This is a genomic window from Clostridium sp. MCC344, assembly GCF_018785365.1.
GTDB lineage: Bacteria > Bacillota > Clostridia > Lachnospirales > Lachnospiraceae > Pilosibacter.
This window is the reverse complement of sequence record NZ_WQPQ01000065.1, coordinates 1-18561: the sequence shown is the minus strand read 5'-3', so window position 1 is coordinate 18561 and position 18561 is coordinate 1. Positions and strand designations below refer to the sequence as shown.

General features: G+C 42.8%; 14 protein-coding genes. All 14 read right to left on the bottom strand.

Features of this window, described 5'->3' with window-relative positions:
• Positions 1-859 precede the first annotated feature (859 nt).
• Positions 860-2311: a glycosyltransferase gene (locus tag GPK90_RS15140; protein WP_215703359.1), complete on the bottom strand. Its 1452-nt coding sequence runs from the start codon at positions 2309-2311 to the stop codon at positions 860-862.
• A gap of 14 nt (positions 2312-2325) precedes the next feature.
• Positions 2326-3474 carry a glycosyltransferase family 2 protein gene (locus tag GPK90_RS15135; protein WP_215703358.1) on the bottom strand — a complete coding sequence of 383 codons (1149 nt, stop codon included), beginning with the start codon at positions 3472-3474 and terminating at the stop codon, positions 2326-2328.
• On the bottom strand, positions 3471-5351 hold the full coding sequence (locus GPK90_RS19645; RefSeq protein ID WP_346011273.1) for a DUF4422 domain-containing protein: 1881 nt from the start codon (positions 5349-5351) through the stop codon (positions 3471-3473). The genes GPK90_RS15135 and GPK90_RS19645 overlap by 4 nt, the downstream gene beginning before the upstream one ends.
• Before the next feature lie 42 nt (positions 5352-5393).
• Positions 5394-6134 carry an ABC transporter ATP-binding protein gene (locus GPK90_RS15125; protein ID WP_215703356.1) on the bottom strand — a complete coding sequence of 247 codons (741 nt, stop codon included), beginning with the start codon at positions 6132-6134 and terminating at the stop codon, positions 5394-5396.
• 18 nt (positions 6135-6152) lie between these two features.
• Positions 6153-6941 (bottom strand): ABC transporter permease, encoded by a 789-nt coding sequence (locus GPK90_RS15120; protein ID WP_118322324.1) that lies wholly within the window; start codon positions 6939-6941, stop codon positions 6153-6155.
• Positions 6942-6943: 2 nt separating this feature from the next.
• Complete coding sequence (locus GPK90_RS15115) at positions 6944-8014, bottom strand: glycosyltransferase family 2 protein (RefSeq protein WP_215703355.1); 1071 nt, start codon at positions 8012-8014, stop codon at positions 6944-6946.
• A 21-nt stretch (positions 8015-8035) separates the two neighbouring features.
• On the bottom strand, positions 8036-9055 hold the full coding sequence (locus tag GPK90_RS15110; protein WP_215703354.1) for a glycosyltransferase family 2 protein: 1020 nt from the start codon (positions 9053-9055) through the stop codon (positions 8036-8038).
• A gap of 13 nt (positions 9056-9068) precedes the next feature.
• Positions 9069-10454 (bottom strand): sugar transferase, encoded by a 1386-nt coding sequence (locus GPK90_RS15105; RefSeq protein ID WP_215703353.1) that lies wholly within the window; start codon positions 10452-10454, stop codon positions 9069-9071.
• 636 nt (positions 10455-11090) lie between these two features.
• Positions 11091-12089 (bottom strand): glycosyltransferase, encoded by a 999-nt coding sequence (locus GPK90_RS15100; RefSeq protein WP_346011272.1) that lies wholly within the window; start codon positions 12087-12089, stop codon positions 11091-11093.
• A gap of 83 nt (positions 12090-12172) precedes the next feature.
• Complete coding sequence (locus tag GPK90_RS15095) at positions 12173-13168, bottom strand: GHMP family kinase ATP-binding protein (protein ID WP_215703352.1); 996 nt, start codon at positions 13166-13168, stop codon at positions 12173-12175.
• Positions 13169-13396: 228 nt separating this feature from the next.
• Positions 13397-14707, bottom strand: a complete 1311-nt coding sequence (locus GPK90_RS15090; protein WP_215703351.1) for an HAD-IIIA family hydrolase — start codon at positions 14705-14707, stop codon at positions 13397-13399.
• Positions 14708-14749: 42 nt separating this feature from the next.
• Positions 14750-16369 carry an O-antigen ligase family protein gene (locus GPK90_RS15085; protein WP_215703350.1) on the bottom strand — a complete coding sequence of 540 codons (1620 nt, stop codon included), beginning with the start codon at positions 16367-16369 and terminating at the stop codon, positions 14750-14752.
• A 111-nt stretch (positions 16370-16480) separates the two neighbouring features.
• Positions 16481-16648, bottom strand: a complete 168-nt coding sequence (locus GPK90_RS15080) for a hypothetical protein (RefSeq protein WP_182426539.1) — start codon at positions 16646-16648, stop codon at positions 16481-16483.
• Positions 16645-18315, bottom strand: a complete 1671-nt coding sequence (locus GPK90_RS15075; RefSeq protein ID WP_215703349.1) for an AAA family ATPase — start codon at positions 18313-18315, stop codon at positions 16645-16647. Before GPK90_RS15075 ends, GPK90_RS15080 begins: the two co-directional genes overlap by 4 nt.
• Positions 18316-18561: the final 246 nt, after the last annotated feature.

Below are 18561 nucleotides of genomic sequence, written 5' to 3'. Positions count from 1 at the left end.
TGGTTTTCCCATGGTATCCAGAAAGAAAGATGCTAATCAGGATACTCATAAGATGATTGATCATTCGATTAGAATACGATTTGCATAAATTTAATTTTTAAACTGGTTGTATATGAATGCTGAATGATGTATAGTATTTGCAGGAGACACCTTCTTTCGTGAATGCTGCAAATGTTAGTTTGGGCACTTTCATTATACAACACAATCGAATTCAAGGTGTCTTTCTTTTATGCAAAATCACGAACTTGCTCATTTATAGTTATAAGTATATTCTTGATTATTTAATTCAGTACTTGTACTAAGGCCTATGCAAAGAACTTTCTTCTGTTTTGCAATAAGCTTCAATGGTAAATCTTCGATGGTTCTGCAAATATTAATTCCATAATCATAAGCTTCCCAGTAGACACCGTCCTCAATAATTGCTCCACCGCCAAAAATCAATACATCGAATTTTTTTCAATCTCACCATAATCGTACACTGTTTTGGGATAATGGATATATTCAATCCCATATTTCAAGTATACCAATGGATCAAACAGCCGATTAGGTTCCATCATAATCGTTATTTTTCTTGTTGCATACCGTCTAATGTAGGATATCATTGTATCCATCATCCACTCGTCCCCAGTATTGGGGTTTCCATAATTACCACAAAGCAAAATCCCATGGTCCGGAATATTCTGCAATTTCTGGATTAGTAAATTATTTAAAATAATATTGTCTGTCTACAGCCAACGTAAGCAGTTTACTCATATCGTTAATTTTTTATTTAAATTTTCAATTCCCTTGCGTAACTCAACAACTTCGTTTCTTTCTTCTTGAATTACTTCCCCTTCGAGCAATTAGTCACAAACAATATTTATTTGTAATTACTAAATATTTTCACATTATTCTGTTCGATTGCTTTGTAATAGTCCGCATTTTCCTGACCAATTCTTTCGCGTGCAAGCTCATATGTCCTTTCAAATATTCCTGTACTATCTAAATCCTCCTTTGCATGTTTAATATAATATTCTTTAAACTCATCTTTTATTTTTCTTAATGCATATAGATGCGTCTGTATCTTGCACATCTGTAGCTGATCTGTTAAGAAGCCATCATTTTTATCAGCAATCGATTTATTCAAATACTTAAAGATATCAAAATGAACATATAAACGCTCGTCATCTGCCGCAACATCTTGTCCGGGTCTTGCAAGTCTGTAATAATATAAATATTCCGGAACCGCTATGACTGATTTAGCTGCCGCAAATGTTTCTACTTTAAACGGAAGATCATCAAATCTACGCAAGTCCGTATAAAAATGAATGTTATTCTTTTTAAGCATTTCTGCTTTATATATGCCTCGCCAGATTGCAACACGGCAATATGTAATTAAATTGAGTATTTCCTGTGTGTTTGTAGTACCATCACAATATGGCACACCTAACGCATCATCTACACGTTTCTGTGTCTTCGTGTCTTCATAATACTCATTATATCCGCAATAACTAATGTCATAAGATCCAGTCATGGCTGCACGCAAAAGTTTTCTATACATACTCTCGTCAATATAATCATCCGGATCAATAAAACCAATATACTTTCCCTTTGCATGATCAAATCCATATTGTCTGGCAGATGCACATCCTCCATTGGGTTTATCCAAAAGTTTAATTCTTGGATCTTCCTTTGCCCATTTCAGCACAACCTCTCTTGAATTATCTGGAGATCCATCATTTACAAACAAGAACTCTACATAAGGTGCTTTCCATGCTGTCACACTCTCAATACACTGATCAAGGTATTTTTCCACATTATACATTGGGAAAATAACACTTAATTCCACATCTCCATTTTCTCCACTATCCCATTCTAAAATCTGATCTGCCTTACCCCATCTACGCGTTTTAATCAAAATATGTACCGCAGAATTTTTATAAGCTTCCCACACTTTGAAAGCTGTTATATAATCTTTCCATAAATCCGCTAATAGATATGCAGGCTTCCATTTATTCACATTCAATAATAAATCCGCTTCAATCCACTCTGCACATAATGCCCAGTTTCCATCCATTCCATTAAACGTATTTATATCCATAAATTCAATTAATATAGATATGTTAAAAGACATATAATTCCTATCATACTCTAACTGCTTTCGCATTTCTTTTATTTTGGAATCTGGAAATGGATTAATCACTATTAAATGATCAATACTAATATCCTTAACAAATTCTCTCAAGTTTTCGTATGTATATTTATTTCCAATCAGTAGTGCTACATTTTTTATTTCTGGATTGGAGTTTAAGAAACAACTTATTTCGTTCATTTGTTCATCTCCATTCAATTTTTATTAATTACAGAATAGAACTTTCTGCACATTAAAACCAATGTATAACTAAGTCCATGATCACATATGCACTGGATTCCGCCTTTAATAATATTTTTCTTTCCGCTGACATGTTTTTCAATTACTTTTTCTCTTATTCGATAATCAGCAAGATTTCCATACTCCTTCCCACACAAAGCATCAATAAATCGTTTTTCCTTCTTTCTATTTTTTGAAATATTAGTTAAATAATAGCTAATATCTTTTTGTGGAAAAGTCTGATACAGTTTATGAAGTTCTTCAAGCAATTTTCCAATATATTGCTGATTTGTAACATCTACACTCCACATGCTAAAATCAATGATAACTCTTAATACATATGCTCTTTCAATTAAATTAAAGTCAAAGTTTTTTTGAACATCCAACAGTTGTTTGAATATCGGAATCATGTCCAAGCGTGATACCCCTCCGCCAGATGTAATTTGCCCCCCCTGATTTATGCGATAGAAAAAGCCAATCTCTGGCAATGCCATACATGTATTAGCCTCATGTAGCAACTGAAAATGTCCTGGTATATCTTCCCATTTCAATTTTAATGGAAATTGAAAATCTTGTTTTTTCAAAAAATCCGTCTTATAAATTTTTCTGCATGCATTCACTTCCAATGCATATAATTCCGGGTTGTTTCTCGTGTTTGTTATTACTCTTGAATCTCCCGATTTTGAGTCAAAAATCTGATCATACAGATCTTTATCTTTCCACTCCATCACACGTCTCGTGACAGTATCAAATACCCATGGAAGCGTAAATACTAATTCTGGTAATTCGTCTGTATTTTCTATCATTTTGCTAAAGCATTCAACAAAACGATTGTTAAGCCAATCATCACTATCTAAAAAGCACAAAAATGGAGTGTCTACATAACGCATTCCTGTATTTCGTGCTCCACCTAGTCCCTTATTTTCCTGGTATACATATGTAATTAAATCTTCATTATTTTTCTTAAATTCCAGACAAATTTCTTCTGTTTTGTCAATTGAACCATCATTTACAATTACAATTTTATGATTCATCTGTGACTGATGAATTAAACTATTTAAACAATCAGCAATATATTTTTCTACATTATATGCTGGCACAATGATCGTAAGTAACGCTTTCATTTTCTATCATCTCCGTTTATTTTTTTACATAGATATTTCGGCAGATAACCAATAGTATATACTATTCCATGATCTTCTACACATTGTAATCCTCGATGGAATATGTTGATATTTCCTTTTCGCTTATTCATATGACCTGGTTTATTGTATTGCGCATTCATCCGTCCCAGCATAATTTCATAATACGCTGTCCCTCTCGCACACTCCCAGAACTGCATTCCAAAATCCATTTCCGGTTCAAACCATGGCTTTTGCGGGCCTGCGTAGTGAATGATCTTCGGATCTTTTCTGGCTTCGTGGTACATTTCGTTCAGCCATCTCGGTGCCAATGCGATGATCTGATTGATTCTTACACCGGCAAAATCGACCATAACATTCCAGCTCATATCAATATATTTGACAGCGCCTTCACACAGTTTATTTAAAATATCCTGGTCCAGCAGCTGCCACTTTTCCGAAACTGCAAAGTCCAGAACCTGTTTTGTTGTATATCGTTTGCGGAATTCCTCAAGGTTTAAAAGCAAGACACCAGCCTGAAAATACTGGTAGGGCTCTTTTAATTTCAGGATCTTATCGGTATAATCTTTTTTATCCTTCCGATATCCGTTATATAATCCAGCGGTATCTGCGTCATGGCACGCTGCCAGGAGATAACCATCAATATTTTCATCATAAATCTTTGCAACGTCATCCATCGCGATCATATCCGAATCAAGATAAAGAACTTTATCGTAATTCGGCAGTAACTCTGGCAGTACAAGACGATAGTAAGTTTCTTTGCTAAAATGTCCCTCAATATGGAATGTATATTGGTCAATCAATACACTCGGATCGAGCACCCGCAGAGAAATATTTTTCCACGCAGAAAGCATTTTTTTCACGTTCTTTACGTTGATATCTGAAACGTCCTGAGAGAGTAAAAGAATATCATAGTTCTTATCACTATCGCTATGCTCTGCCATCGATTTCAAAAATGTCGCGCAATACGGAATAAAATAATCATTCGCAGCAACCGCAATTGCTACATTGTTCGTGTCAAAAGCAGGAGCTGTTTTTTTCGCCTGAGCTAACGTCATCTTCTGATCTGTTTTCAGGAAGATGATTGTCTGGAGCTTTTTTACCCTGAGATTCTTTTTTCTCTCCGTATACCAACAGAACACAGTCAGCAAACGTTCCGCAAGGTGTCCGGGAGTACGATACCCTTCAACCGTATATTCGCTCATGTCGGCTTTCTTCTCAAACTCAAAAAGGATATCAAACAACCAACTCATGTATTCATGAAAAAGCTCTTTTTTCATGATATACATATTGCAAAGGCAGGTTTTCCTGCCTTTCATCACTTCATCAAAGGTATCCAGATAATCCGGATGCTTAGCAGCAATGATATCTCGCACCAGATCCAGATCCCGGATATTTAAGGATCTTCCATTTTTATATTGCTCATACACAGATGCATTTCTGTCCGGCATTTTTGCAATATTTTTTTCTTCCGATAAAACCAGGTCGTATGTTTCAACCAGGTTTCGGATACAGTCATCGTTCAGATTATATTTTTTCAGGCAAGTATCGTTTAAACGTTCCTCCGTGATATTCTGCCATGAATCTAACGGATATTTGTTCTCTGAAAAATTCAGATATCTTCTGTAATGAAAAAAGCCATAGTAATCTGCATCCAGATTCTTCCATGCCCAATATTGTGCCGTTAATTCACAGTACATTTTATTTTTTGCAGAAATATTGTCACCGCTATTATCCTGAATATAACCCTCAATATGCTTGCTGCGCAGATCAGCTCCAACTTCGATCGGAAGCATGATCTCACTGTCAGGCACAATGCTCTGTTTATGACACGAAATTAAAATCTTTATGTTTCCCACAACTGTTCCATGATACTTTTTTTATAAAAGTAACCCTTTCGTTTAGCTCAGTGCCTCCATATAGGCATCTCCAACCGTTTCCACATCCCCGATCATTTTGACCGTTCCTTTATCGAGCCACAGTGCATGATCACATACACTCTTTACTGACTCAATGGAATGTGACACATACAAAAGTGTGGTCCCGTTTTTCCGCATATCGCTCATTCTCTGCTCACACTTCTGCTGGAACGCATAGTCTCCGACAGAAAGGACTTCGTCGCAAATCAGGATATCCGGTCTTACGACCGTTGCGATCGCGAAGCCAAGACGGGCCGCCATACCAGAGGAATAGTTCTTGATCGGCATATCAAGGAAATCCCATAGCTCTGCGAAATCAACGATCTCATCAAAATGCTGTTCCATAAACTGCTTATCGTATCCAAGAACAGCTCCGTTTAAGAAGATATTCTCCCTTGCGGTGAGGTCACCGTCAAATCCGGCCCCAAGCTCGATCAACGGGGCGATCGAACCGTTGATCAGGACTTCTCCCTTATACGGTTTTAAGATCCCGCAAATCAGCTTCAGTAACGTCGATTTTCCGGATCCGTTTGTACCGATAATTCCCCAGGCCTCTCCTTTTTTTACCTCAAAGCTTACATCTTTCAATGCGAAAAATTCTTTGAACATCAGCTCTCTGCGGACCAGTTTTACAAAGTATTCCTTTAGATTGTCGATCCGCTCGGAGGCCATATTAAAGCGCACGACGGCATGTTCAACGCGCACTGCATATTCGTTATTCATAATTTTGTCCTCATTCAATTAGATATACAGGATAAAGCGATCCTGGCTCTTTAAAAAGACCAGTGTACCAACTCCCAGCGTAACAAAAGCAACTACAAAGCCGTATAAAACCATTCCCATATCCGGGCAGGCTACATCGAGAACGATCGTCCGGAACTGGGTGATATAGGTGTATAACGGATTAAAAGTTTTGATCGCTGTCTGTAAATTTTCAGGAAGCTGACTGAGCGGATAAAAGATCGGAGTAACGTACATCCATGCAGTTAAAAATGCACTGTATATATACTGGATATCTCTGAAAAATACATTTCCTGCTGCTAAAAGCATTCCCAGTCCCAGTGAAAAGATATATACCTGAATAAGGATAACCGGAATAAAAAGCATATTCCAGCTGAAAGTAACTCTGCAAAAAATAAATACAAGAAGCATTGCGCCTAATGCAAAGAGTGTGTTAACGAATGAACTGGTCACTTTCGATAAAGTAAAGATATACTTTGGCACATATGTTTTCTTTAATAGTGCCGCATTTCCCGTAATCGACCACATCGCCTGGTTTGTTGATTCCGAGACAAAGTTAAAGATTGTCTGTCCGACGATCAGGTAGACCGGATAGCTCTGGATATCAAACCGGAACATGTTGGAAAATACGAGTACCATAATTCCCATGATCATTAACGGGTTTAAGATACTCCATACATATCCGAGGAAGCTTCTCCGGTACTTTAGTTTAATATCTTTCGTGACCAGCTGCGATAACAGCGGCTTATAGTGCTGAAAGGTTGCCAGTCTTTTTATGAATTTACTCATCGTTATTTCAGATTCTCCTCCGTTTTTGCTTCATTTTCTTTTTCGAGTTTATGATTATGCCGCAATTTATTATAAACCCCGGAATGCAGCATCTTCTCATACATCGGATATGAAATTCCAAATCGGTTCATCCAGAGATAAATCCGGAACTTCCTGCTGACGCGGTTCCAGATTTCCGGATTCAGAGTTCGGATCATTGTATTGTATCGAAGACAATCGCTACGTCCGGTTCTTTTATTCGGATTCATGATGCATCCTGCTACATAGTAGCTTAGAATGACACCTTCTGTTTTTTTGTAGATATATTCCTTCGCTGCATCCGAAAATTCCGGATGTGCATTATAATGGCGGATCAGATCCTCCGTTACTTTTTCCACATGGCTCATTCGCTTTAATCGGTTTGTGACCGATACGCTCTGTTCCGCGTTTCCTACCAGATACTGATACAGATACAGGTCGATCGGATAAATACTTGCCGCATACGAGCAAGGGATCGTTGTGTATTCATGATCTTCATAGAAGATTTTTTCCGGTAATTCATAGCGGTGTCTCTGGTAAAATTCCCGGTTATAACAGATTCCGTGGAATGCAAAACAACGGTCAAATTTCTTCCAGTTTTGTACGACATCCTCCAATGTATAGGTCACTTCATACCGGTCCAGGAACATTTTCCAGACCGTTTTTTCTCCTGTCTTCATATCGACCTGGTGATATGGATTTAAAACGACGTCCGCTGTGCATACTGCCAGCTTGTCGACAAGCTCCTTTAAGTTTTCTGTGACTACCCAGTCATCCGCATCGATCACCTTCAGATATCGCCCGACAGCTGCTGCCGTTCCTGCATTGATTGCGGAACCATGTCCGCCGTTTTCCTTTGAGATCAGGCGAAACAGCTCCGGATATTGTTTTACATAGTCTCCGGCGATCCGGGCGGTCCGGTCTTTCGATCCATCATCCACAATGATTACTTCCATTTGTTCGATCGCCTGTGGATTCAAAAAGGACGAGAGACATTTTTCCAGATATTGTTCCACATTATAGGATGGTATGATAAACGATATGATTTTGTCCATAAAAACCTCTTTGCATATTTTCTATCTGCACATGCTCCTGACCATCAGATTTACCAGATAATATGTATGATACTGTGTTTTTCTCAGCAGTGAGACTGCCTTGTTGATATTGCTGTCGTAGATGTCCCGGTATTGAGTTTTCAGATTCTGATCATACTGTTTGATCTGCTGTTTCTTCTTTGCAGATGGTGAAAAGCTGAGCATGATCTTGAATTTGCCGGCAATGACGCGGGCGATCAGTCTTGCAATGTACTGTTTTTTGATTTCCGTACACGGAACCTGATTTCCAAGTTGGCTGTAAAATTTCAGCAGCGATTCCAGTACCTTGTTGTAATTCTCCTCATTCTTCTGCATCTTCTCAAGTCCAACGCTCTGTCCCGCCCGTCCAAGGCGATAGTAATAGACAAATCCATCCACAAAGCAGATTGTCTTTACATACGGGATCGGGTAAGTGATGTACTCGGTATCGACGTAGTAACAGTGTTCATCAATGTGGATCTGATTTTCGCGGAGAATTTCTGTTTTGATCGTCATGTTATGCATCTTCATATAGAGCTTGTCCGCGATCGAATCAAACGAGTACGTTTTCTGGTATTCCACTCCCTCAAACGGGATCGTGATCTCCGCTTTTGTCTGGAATTTCGTCTTGTCGGCCTCGCCATTGTCGTAAGTCCATAGGAAGCCGGAATAGACGACATCTGCGTTACTTGTCTTTAAGGTCCGGACCAGATCACAAAAGGCCTTTTCGCCGACCCAGTCATCGGCATCGACCACTTTGAAATATGTTCCCCGCGCATTTGCGATCCCGCAGTTGATCCCGGAGCCATGTCCGCCGTTTTCTTTTGTGATCACGCGGTAGGTATCCGGATACTGCCGGACATATTCCTCAGCAATCTCAAGGGAATGGTCCGTAGATCCGTCATTGACGATCAGGATCTCAAGATCTTCCATCAGCTCCGGAATTTTAAAGGATTCCAGATTGTCCCTGAGATATTTTTCCGCATTGTAAGTCGGAACGACTACTGTTAATATTTTTCCCATCTTTTTATCCATTCTATTCTTTTAAAGCCGGATCCTCCCAAAGACCTTCCTCGAAACCATCCGTGGATTCCTTCATGAGAAGGACCTTCGGTGTCATAAGGATCAGCTTTAAGTCAAGCCAGATCGAGTAATTTCGGATATAGGTCAGATCCAGTTTCAATTTGTCGTAGCTGGTCGTGCAGTAACGTCCATGCACCTGTGCATATCCGGTGAGTCCTGCCTTTACTTTCAGGCGATACTCGAACTCCGGGATATTTTTTGTGATAACTTTCGCAAGCTCCGGCCGTTCCGGTCTCGGTCCTACCAGGCTCATATCGCCTTTGAGGATGTTTAACAGCTGCGGAAGCTCGTCCATACGCGTTGCGCGTAAGAATCGCCCGACCGGAAGAATACGGGGATCTTTTTCTCCCGCTTTTACCGGTCCGCTTTTCTTTTCCGCATCGACGATCATCGTCCGGAACTTATAGATCCGGAAGATCTTTCCGTCCTTCGTCAGGCGTTCCTGTGTATAGAAAATCGGTCCTTTATCGGTATTCCAGATCAGGAATGCGATAATGAGGAAGAACGGGCTCGTCACAAGGAGCATCGCCCCCGCAACGATGATATCTTCGATCCGTTTTACGACTGCCTGATCCCAGGCCAATCCCCCGTCATTTCTTGAAAGATACAGCGGGGAATCGAAGATGTTGAGTTCTACCGAAGTGCGAAGCAGGATATCGCTGATCTTCGGGACCGTATAGCTGCGGATATTTCTCGCATAGCAGAGTTTCATGAGCTGGTTTCGTGCTCTCGCCGGGATATCTCCGATGATCACACCGTCATAATCTTCCGCCTGTTTGATGATTCTCTCAAGACCGGTGTCGATCGAGATATTTTCCGCGATCTCATATTTATCGTCGCGGGTATCGATCCTGTTCACAAGGTGGAACATCGGTTTCTTTCCGTAGATCAGCAGAAGTCTCCGTTTTGGGAACATCGCCGCATAGATTTTTTTAAATGCAAGTGCCCAGAGCAGGACCATCACGAAATCCAGAGCAGTGAGTCCTAAAAGCGCTGCCGGATTATGCATTTTCTTGTCGAACAGAACGACCTGAACATACGAAAAGGCATTGACTCCGACGATCGAGAGCATATGGGAGTATACAAGCGTCCAGTATTTATAGATCCCGACCTTCAGACCGCCGTACAGCCGGTGCAACACCAGAGACAGGATCAGATATTCGCCTGCGATCAGCCAGTTTCCGCGCCGCCAGAAAGCCACTGTCATATTTCGGTTATAGCAGTCCATCCACACATAATAATAGGCGGCCAGTTCCAGAAGCACGATGATTGCCGATCCGGCAAATTTTACCACGCGCTTATATGGTTCAAAATTGTTATTTATCTTTTTAGCATTCATTTCATTTGTGATTCCTTAATCGTAACTTCATCCGGTCTTTGCAGCTGCCCTTAGCATTCTGTCGCTGACCATTTTCTGAATGGTCCGGCAAAAGCGGTGCCGCAATCCTGAAAAATTTTTGCTTCAATTTATTTAGTTTGTTCAATTAAGCAAAATAACCCTTATTACAGTATACCACCTAACGGGGCTTTTCGCAATATTGGGTAAATGGGTCTTCCATCCATTTATGGGTTATTTTCATTCTATTTTTCACAGTTGCACTTTTCCAAACTGAAAATTCCGTATTTTGATACACCACAGGGGCATTGTGATCCGTTTTCCGTTCACATGCCCCTGTTTGTAATTTCTTATTTGCGAAGTGTTTTATGTCCTCACGGTTGTCTGATCTGCTATATGCTTCTTTCCGTCCCGGCAGTTGTGTTCACTGGTTTGATTTCCCACAATCTGCAAGCAATTCATGCGCACAATCCCACCGCTCCAACAGCTATATTCACTAGCTTGTTTTTTCGTAATACCCAGTGTCTTAGCAATTGCAAATTTCTCATTACTATCCGGAGTCTTAACAGTTTCCGTTTTCTCCTGGCACTTCCATACCTCTATATTTGCAATTCCCCTGCTAATGCTTTTCGGCCTCTTCTACTGTTGTTTTCTTAATTTTTTCTCATATAAGAACCGCCGCAGCGAATTCGGCATCAGACTCACCAGAACCCGAACTACCGTCATCGGCAGGAACTCTCCGAATGTGATGACCCGATCCCGGTACATTTTCATGCGAAAATCGATCACACACTTCGCATACCGGATCCCGCCCCGCCGCTGGTGCATTCCGTTGATCCGCATGTAGAGCAGTGTATCCGGCAGATTTGCAAACACCGCATGATTTTTGTACATCCGCACCCATAGATCGTAGTCTTCAAAATACGGACACGGCTGATATCCTCCGGCGGATTCCACTCTTGATTTCCGGAACATCACGCACGGATGGTTGATCGGATTTCTCTGTTTGATGTAGGCAGCTATCTCTTTCTGTGTTTCCGGTACGGTCTTATAGGAGATCACCGCTGTTTCCGCCGTTTTTCCATCGAGCGCGTCTCCCTGAAACTCCGCGATCGTTCCGCTCAACGCGTCCACCTCTGGATGTTCTTCCAGAAATTTCAGCTGTTTTTCGCATCGGTCCGGCGTCGAAAGATCGTCCGTATCCATCCGTGCGATCCACTCGCAGGAGCAGTACTTGAGTCCTTCGTTCAGCGCTTTCCCGAGACCGCCGTTTTCTGTGAGGCGGATCACGCGAAAGATCACTTTCTGGTTGCTGTTTTCCTGCCTCTGACTTTCCTGAGGATTTTTTCCTTGTATCTTGCCTTGCTGACAAGTATCTCCTTGCTGATCGTTTTCCGATAGGCCATTTCCCTGCAAACCGCTTTCCCGCAAATTCATGATTTCTTCTGAATTTTCCGGGAACAGCTCCTCATACTCCGCGATCACTCTGTCCAATACCTCTGTCAGCGGTCCGTCACAGACCAGCACCACCTCTTCCGGCGGCACCGTCTGCCCCAGAACACTCTCCACCGCCGCCCGGAGATATTCCGGATTTTCTTTTTGATATACCGACATCAAAACTGAATATGCTTGTTTCACGATACTGGGCCACCTGATAATGTTTTCTTTTTAATTTCTTCCGATCTGAAACTGGATTTCACATCAACTTCCCGTTTCTCACTCTACCTCTTCTCATACGTCTCCGGTGTATAATGGATCACTCTCGTACCACTATTCTCAAACTCAAACGGCACATATAAGAGTTCTTCCATCGCCTTGTGGACCTGTTCCTGTTTATCCGGCTCAACGTAGAATAAGAGGAATCCGCCGCCGCCGGCTCCAAGAAGCTTTCCGCCGAGCGCACCGGCCTCGATTCCTTTCGCGTAGAGTCCGTCGATGGAATCCGTGGAGATCCGGTTGGAAATTCCGCGTTTCAGCTTCCAGGTATAGTCGAGAAGTCGGCCGAATTCGTTGAGGTCCGTCTTGGAAGTCAGAACTTTCTCCGCGTCATCGACAAGAGACAGCATCTCAAGGAGCTGTGCCTGTTTATCGACAAGCGCTTTCTCCGTTGTCTGCTGGATATCGGAGGAAAATCTCGAAAATCCGGTAAAGAAGAGCATCAGGTTATTGTTTAACTGTGTCTTCCGCTCCGGGGAGATGATCACCGGATTTACCTCGTATCCGTCTGCATTGAAGTTGATCCTGTTTAATCCACCGAATGCCGCCGCGATCTGGTCCTGAACGCCACCGCTCTCGTTGCAGAGGACACGTTCTAAGTAGATCGCATCATCTGCGAGTTTTCTCTTATCCGCATATTTTCCTTTTAATGCATAGAATGCGTTTAACATGCCGACTGCGAAGGAACTGCTTGTTCCAAGTCCCGATCTCGCCGGAAGGTCTGCCTCGTAAGTCAGGCGGATTTCCTGCATATCCAGATACTTCATCGCTTCGCGGATCGCCGGGTGGTTGATGTCGTTGACATCTGTCACGCGCTCGATCTTTGAGTAGGAAAGTTCGGTCGAATAGTCAAAAAAGCGCGGAAGATGACGCACATTTACATAGCAATATTTATCAAATGTCGTGGAAATGACGGCTCCGCCGTGTTCCTTATAAAAGTCTGGGAAATCCGTTCCGCCGCCGAAAAAAGACATGCGGAAAGGGGTCTGTGTAATGATCATGGTTTTTCTGTTCTCCTGTGATTTACTCTATCAATCGTTTACTCTCTGGCTGCTCGCATCGCCTCTGTCCATCAAAATTTATGGCAAACAAGCCAGTACCCTCGCTGCGATGCTGATATCTCTTGTCCATTTAATTTTACGCAGCTATATATCATTTATTTCTGACGTTTTCACTCAGCAATTCCTAACATTTAACTGTTCTCTTCTGCTGAGTTTTCATATTTTATCTTAACGATCTTCGCTTTTCAAGATCTTCTCCACCGCATCCAGCAGATTTTCACACACCAGATCCGGCTTCACGTCGTATTTCTTATCCTTCCCGGCTTCCCCGGTCAGCACAAGCGCTGTCCGCATTCCCGCATTCACGCCTGTCTGGATGTCCATCGTCGTATCCCCGATCATCCAGGATTCCTTGAGGTCAATGTTGAACCGCTCCGCCGCCTTCTCGATCATCCCGGTCTTCGGCTTTCTGCACTCGCACGGGATCTTATAAGCCGGATTCTCCTCCGGGTATCCTTTGTCCGGATGGTGCGGACAGAAGAAAACATCGTCTAAGAACACGCCCTCTTTTCCGAGCAGTGTCTCCATCTTCTTATGGATATTTTCCACATCTTCGATCCCACAGAGACCTCTCGCAACAACCGGCTGGTTCGTGATTACGATCCCGAGTCTTCCGGACTGGTTGATCTTCCGGATCGCATCGACCGCACAGTCTTCCAGAACGAAGTCATCCTCTTTGTATACTAGTCCCTTATACTGGTTGATCGTACCGTCACGGTCCATAAAGATACAGCGCTGCTTATTTTTCAGGCATTTATCCGCGATCACGCCTCGCGCGATATCCGCCAGTGTCTGCTCTACACGGTCAACCGTACCAACATCCTTCACATACTCCGGGGAGCAATAGCCATAGATCGGCTCTCCCGCGTCCAGCATTCCTTTGATCACATCGTTCTCCAGATTCCTTTTCACCGGCTCCGGCACGTAATCGCAGATCTTCTTTTCAAACACAAAAATTCCTGCGTTGACGCAGTTCTTATACCAGTAATCGCGGACGTTGTGTTTCGAGTCGAACGCTGTTACCTTATCATTCGCATCCAGAACAAGAAGATCCGAGTCAAACGGATGTCCGTTCGGATGAACAAATAATGTGGCAACTGCGCCTTTTTCCTCGTGGAACCGGATCATGCGCTGAAAATCAATATCGAAGAACAGATCCCCGGACATCATCACAAACCGGTCCCCGTGGATCATGTCTTTCAGATAATAAAAGGATCCCGCAGTCCCGAGCGGTTCCGTCTCCTCAAAATACCGGATAGAAACGCCAAACTGCTCTCCATCGCCAAAATATTCCTTAATTTTATTTCCGAGATGTCCGATCACCATGATCAGATCCGTGATCCCATTCTCTTTTAGCCTTTCGACCTGCCATAAAAGCAGCGGTTTTCCGGCAACCGGGACCATCGGCTTCGGGATCTCATCCTTTGTGAGCGCCGCCAGTCTCGTTCCCTTTCCGCCGGCCATGATGACTGCCTGCATTGTTCGTTCCTCCCTGTGTTTGTCTCTGCTTTGATTTTCCTGTTATTCAGCTTTTTCTTCCGCTTTGTCGGCCGTTTTCTTTCTTCCGGCTCCCATCGCAAGAAGCTGTAAGATGATCGGCATTGCGATCGGCAGGTTGATATTGACAACCGCCTGGATCGCATACGCGAGAACTGCCATCATGACTGCTGCCACGATCGGCTGCTCCTTGATCTTCTTCGCCATCGCAACGATCGAAGAAACCATAAATACAAGGTAAGACGCCATTCCGACGAAACCGGTCGTTACCAGATAATGTAAGTACTCATTATGTGCACTGTCGAAGATCACCATACGTCCGTTCTGCATTTCGCCCGGATAATAATACTGCATGATCAGTGCAAACGTATCCGGTCCATATCCGAAGATCTTCTGGAGAAGATTCAGCTTCTTTGTATAGATCTCCATCGCGCGCTTCCACACATATCCACGCTGGGTTCCCCACTCATCATTGAATACAACGTAGGAGCTGAGCGCGCCATACTTATCTGCATGACCTCCAAGGTTCGCATCATAAAGGACGAAAAGAACCGCAAGGCAGACAACCGCGATCACACCGATCCAGATATAGACTGCGATCTTATTCATAGAATCGTCCGTTGTCCTGTTCATCAGGGCCTGTGGTTTTCTGTTCATAAAGATAAGTACCACAGCGATCACCCAGAGAAGCACTACAAGTACCGGAAGAAACTTCGTCCCCGCAATCAGATTAAACGCACTGTCGATCCCGAGAACGGATGCCGCATACGCCTTATTGATTCCGTTGATGCAGAGGATCACCGTAAAGAATGTCGCCAGGGAGATCACATATCTGCGAAGTCCTGTCTTTGTCTGAAACAGCCATAACGGTGCCAGACCGAAGATCGCTGCGAGGGACAGATATGCGTTATCACTGCTGCCCATGATCAGCGCAAAGCTTGTCAGGATCATATTTCCGTAGTACCAGAACATTCTCTTCTGGTTTTTCTCCTGTGTAAACAGGATCATGGAGATTGCTAACAGCGCTGCCACATAGATCGTATAAGTATTGATATTTCCGAATGTGGAAGTATAGATGGATTTCTGTGTATCCATCATATTTACCTTAAATCCAAGGATATCCATCTGGAAGTAGTCAGTAATTCCAAACACGCATACAAACACGCCGACTGCGAGGAATGCGTCCAGATACCACTGTTTTAACCGGTAAAAACGGGTGACAAGGAAATATGTCATCATGTAGATCGTCATGAGGAATACGCCGTTATAGCGTCCGGATGTTCCCCAGAATGCCTCCCATCTCCAGTCCTTGCACAGGATCCAGGAGATCACGTTTGTGAGCCAGAAAACAACCATCGCCCAGTCCCCGACGCTCATGCTCTTTCTCCATGTCTGGAAATTGAACTTCGAGAACCACTCGAGCATCTTTCCGCTCGCGAGACCATATCCGCCCATGATCACAAGCGCAGCGATCGCAACAACACTGTAAAACTGATATTTTGTCTCCAGGATATCAAAATAGAAATCGTGGAACACAAGCGGGAGCACGCAGAGTACGATCAGCGTGAACGCCCCCATGATCAAAGCAACATTATCCTGATAGCTGCTTTTCGTATCCTCTTTCTTCTTTATTCTGTTTGCCATGATTTACTTCCTCGTATTATAAAGTAGTAGTGTTTATAGACCCTCTCCAAGGTCTGTATCGTGTACCGTCAGAAATACCGTGGACCGTTTTTTCTCTCTTCCACCCGTATGTCATAAAAAATCTATTATATTATAACATCCTTCGACTTTTCCCGCAACTTGCGCCACCGGGAATTTCCTTCCTTTTGTGGGGTTTTTTATGAAATTATTATTAAATAATACAAATACAGCCACAGGCATACCTTTGGACCGGTCTGTCTGTGGCTGTATTGTTTTCATTTTTTCTTCACCCTGCACCGTTTCTTATAAAAAGCAATTCCGTAACAGAGAACTGTTTCGTACTCATCCGCATATTCATCTGCATACATCCGATCATTGATCTGGTCGATCGCGCGGTCACAATCCATTTCCATCCGGTCCGATGTTTTCGAATATTTTGCCTCGAAGATCGCGACACGCCCATTAGTATCGTCGTAGATTACGACATCACTTCTGCCTTCTCCGTGCTCCTTATTGGAGTCCACCGTATAACCGGCTCCTGTAAAGATTCCTGCGAGGAATGTATGGTAAAAGTCTTCTTTGTAATCATGGTAACTGATCGTTTTTCTAAGAAGTTTTGCCATCTCCTCGGTAATAATCTCCGCATTTCCAGACCAGACTGCCTCAAATAATCTGCCGCGATTCCAGATTTTTGCAGAATCAGCAAACCATTTTTTCACAGTTGTCTCAAAGATTTCCCTGATCTCCTCATTCGGGATTACAAGCGCAACTGTTCCTTCCGGAAGTTCCCCATTGTAGTTCTGATCGCGCGCTCTCGTCAGATATCCGGTCAGGTACAGAATACTCCAGAGATTCTCTTCCGAAAAATGCAGATAATCATATGTCAAATTTTCATCAATATGCTGAATGATCGCTCCACCGGAAAGCAATGTTTCCAGCTTTTTCGTGATATTGCTGCCTGCATAATCAATAAATGACCGTATGATCGCATTGTCACTGGTGTTCTTCCAGTAGCTCGCCGGTTTTGCTTTCGGATTATGCTGCAACTCCAGAATATAGTTCATAACATCCCATGGACAATAAACGTCAAAATTTCCAAAATGATATCCATCGTACCATTTTTTCACACTTTCCGCATGTTCTTCTGCCCCAGCATCTTCAAGGATCCTGTCCACCTCATCCTGCACAAATCCGAAATATTCATTCAGGCGTGAGTCGGTGATCGTGTCCGAAACGAAATTATTGGTCCCCGTAAAGATACTTTCCTTTGCGATCTTCAGGCATCCCGTGATCACAGCAAACCGGATCGCCTGGTTATCTTTTAACGCCTGCAAAAGTCCTTTCATGACATCCAGCATTTCTCTATAGTAACCATTGCTGTTTGCCTTTGCCACCGGAACATCATATTCATCCATCAGAAGGATGACTTTTTCATCATAATGTCTGACGAGCAGCCGGGAAAGAAACTGAATAGAGCGCAGGATATCCGTTTTTTCCGCCTTCCGGTTCCGGATCTGCTGAAAATAGAATTTATCCTGTGTGCTTAATACCGGACTATCCAGAAGATATTCATGTTCCCGGTAAAGAGAGCTGATCTCATAAACAAGCTGCTGATAGGCGCTTGGGAAATCCAGCCCTTCCACATTTTTGAGTGAAAGAAAGATCACTGGATACTTATTCATCCACGCGTTGCAGAGTTCTTTGTTTTTTGCAATCTCAAGTCCCTGAAACATCTCTTCGCTGTTCTTGCGAATATCAAAGAAATTTTCCAACATGCTCATCCCCAGCGTTTTTCCAAATCGCCGCGGTCTTGTGATCAGCGTCACCCTCGTCCCGGTCGTCTTGAGAAGTTCAGCGATCAAAGCTGTTTTATCAATATAGTAATACCCGTTTCTGCGGATTTCCACAAAATCCGAAACCCCGACAGGGATATTCATACTTATCATTTTCGTCGCTCCTCTCCCGATTTTCCCAACTTTTTTGTTGACCTTATGATCTGTTAAGCTCAGAGTCTGTTGCCCTCATGATACCATGTTTTTCATGACCATACAAGAAAAATCAGACATGCTTTCTTTGCCGGCTTTCTCCTCTTCCCAGCCTTTTTCCATCTTGTGATAATTTTACTTATCGGAAGTATAATGGCTTCGTAATGCAATTAGGAATTTCAAAAAGCGTTTCAAAAAAACAAAAGG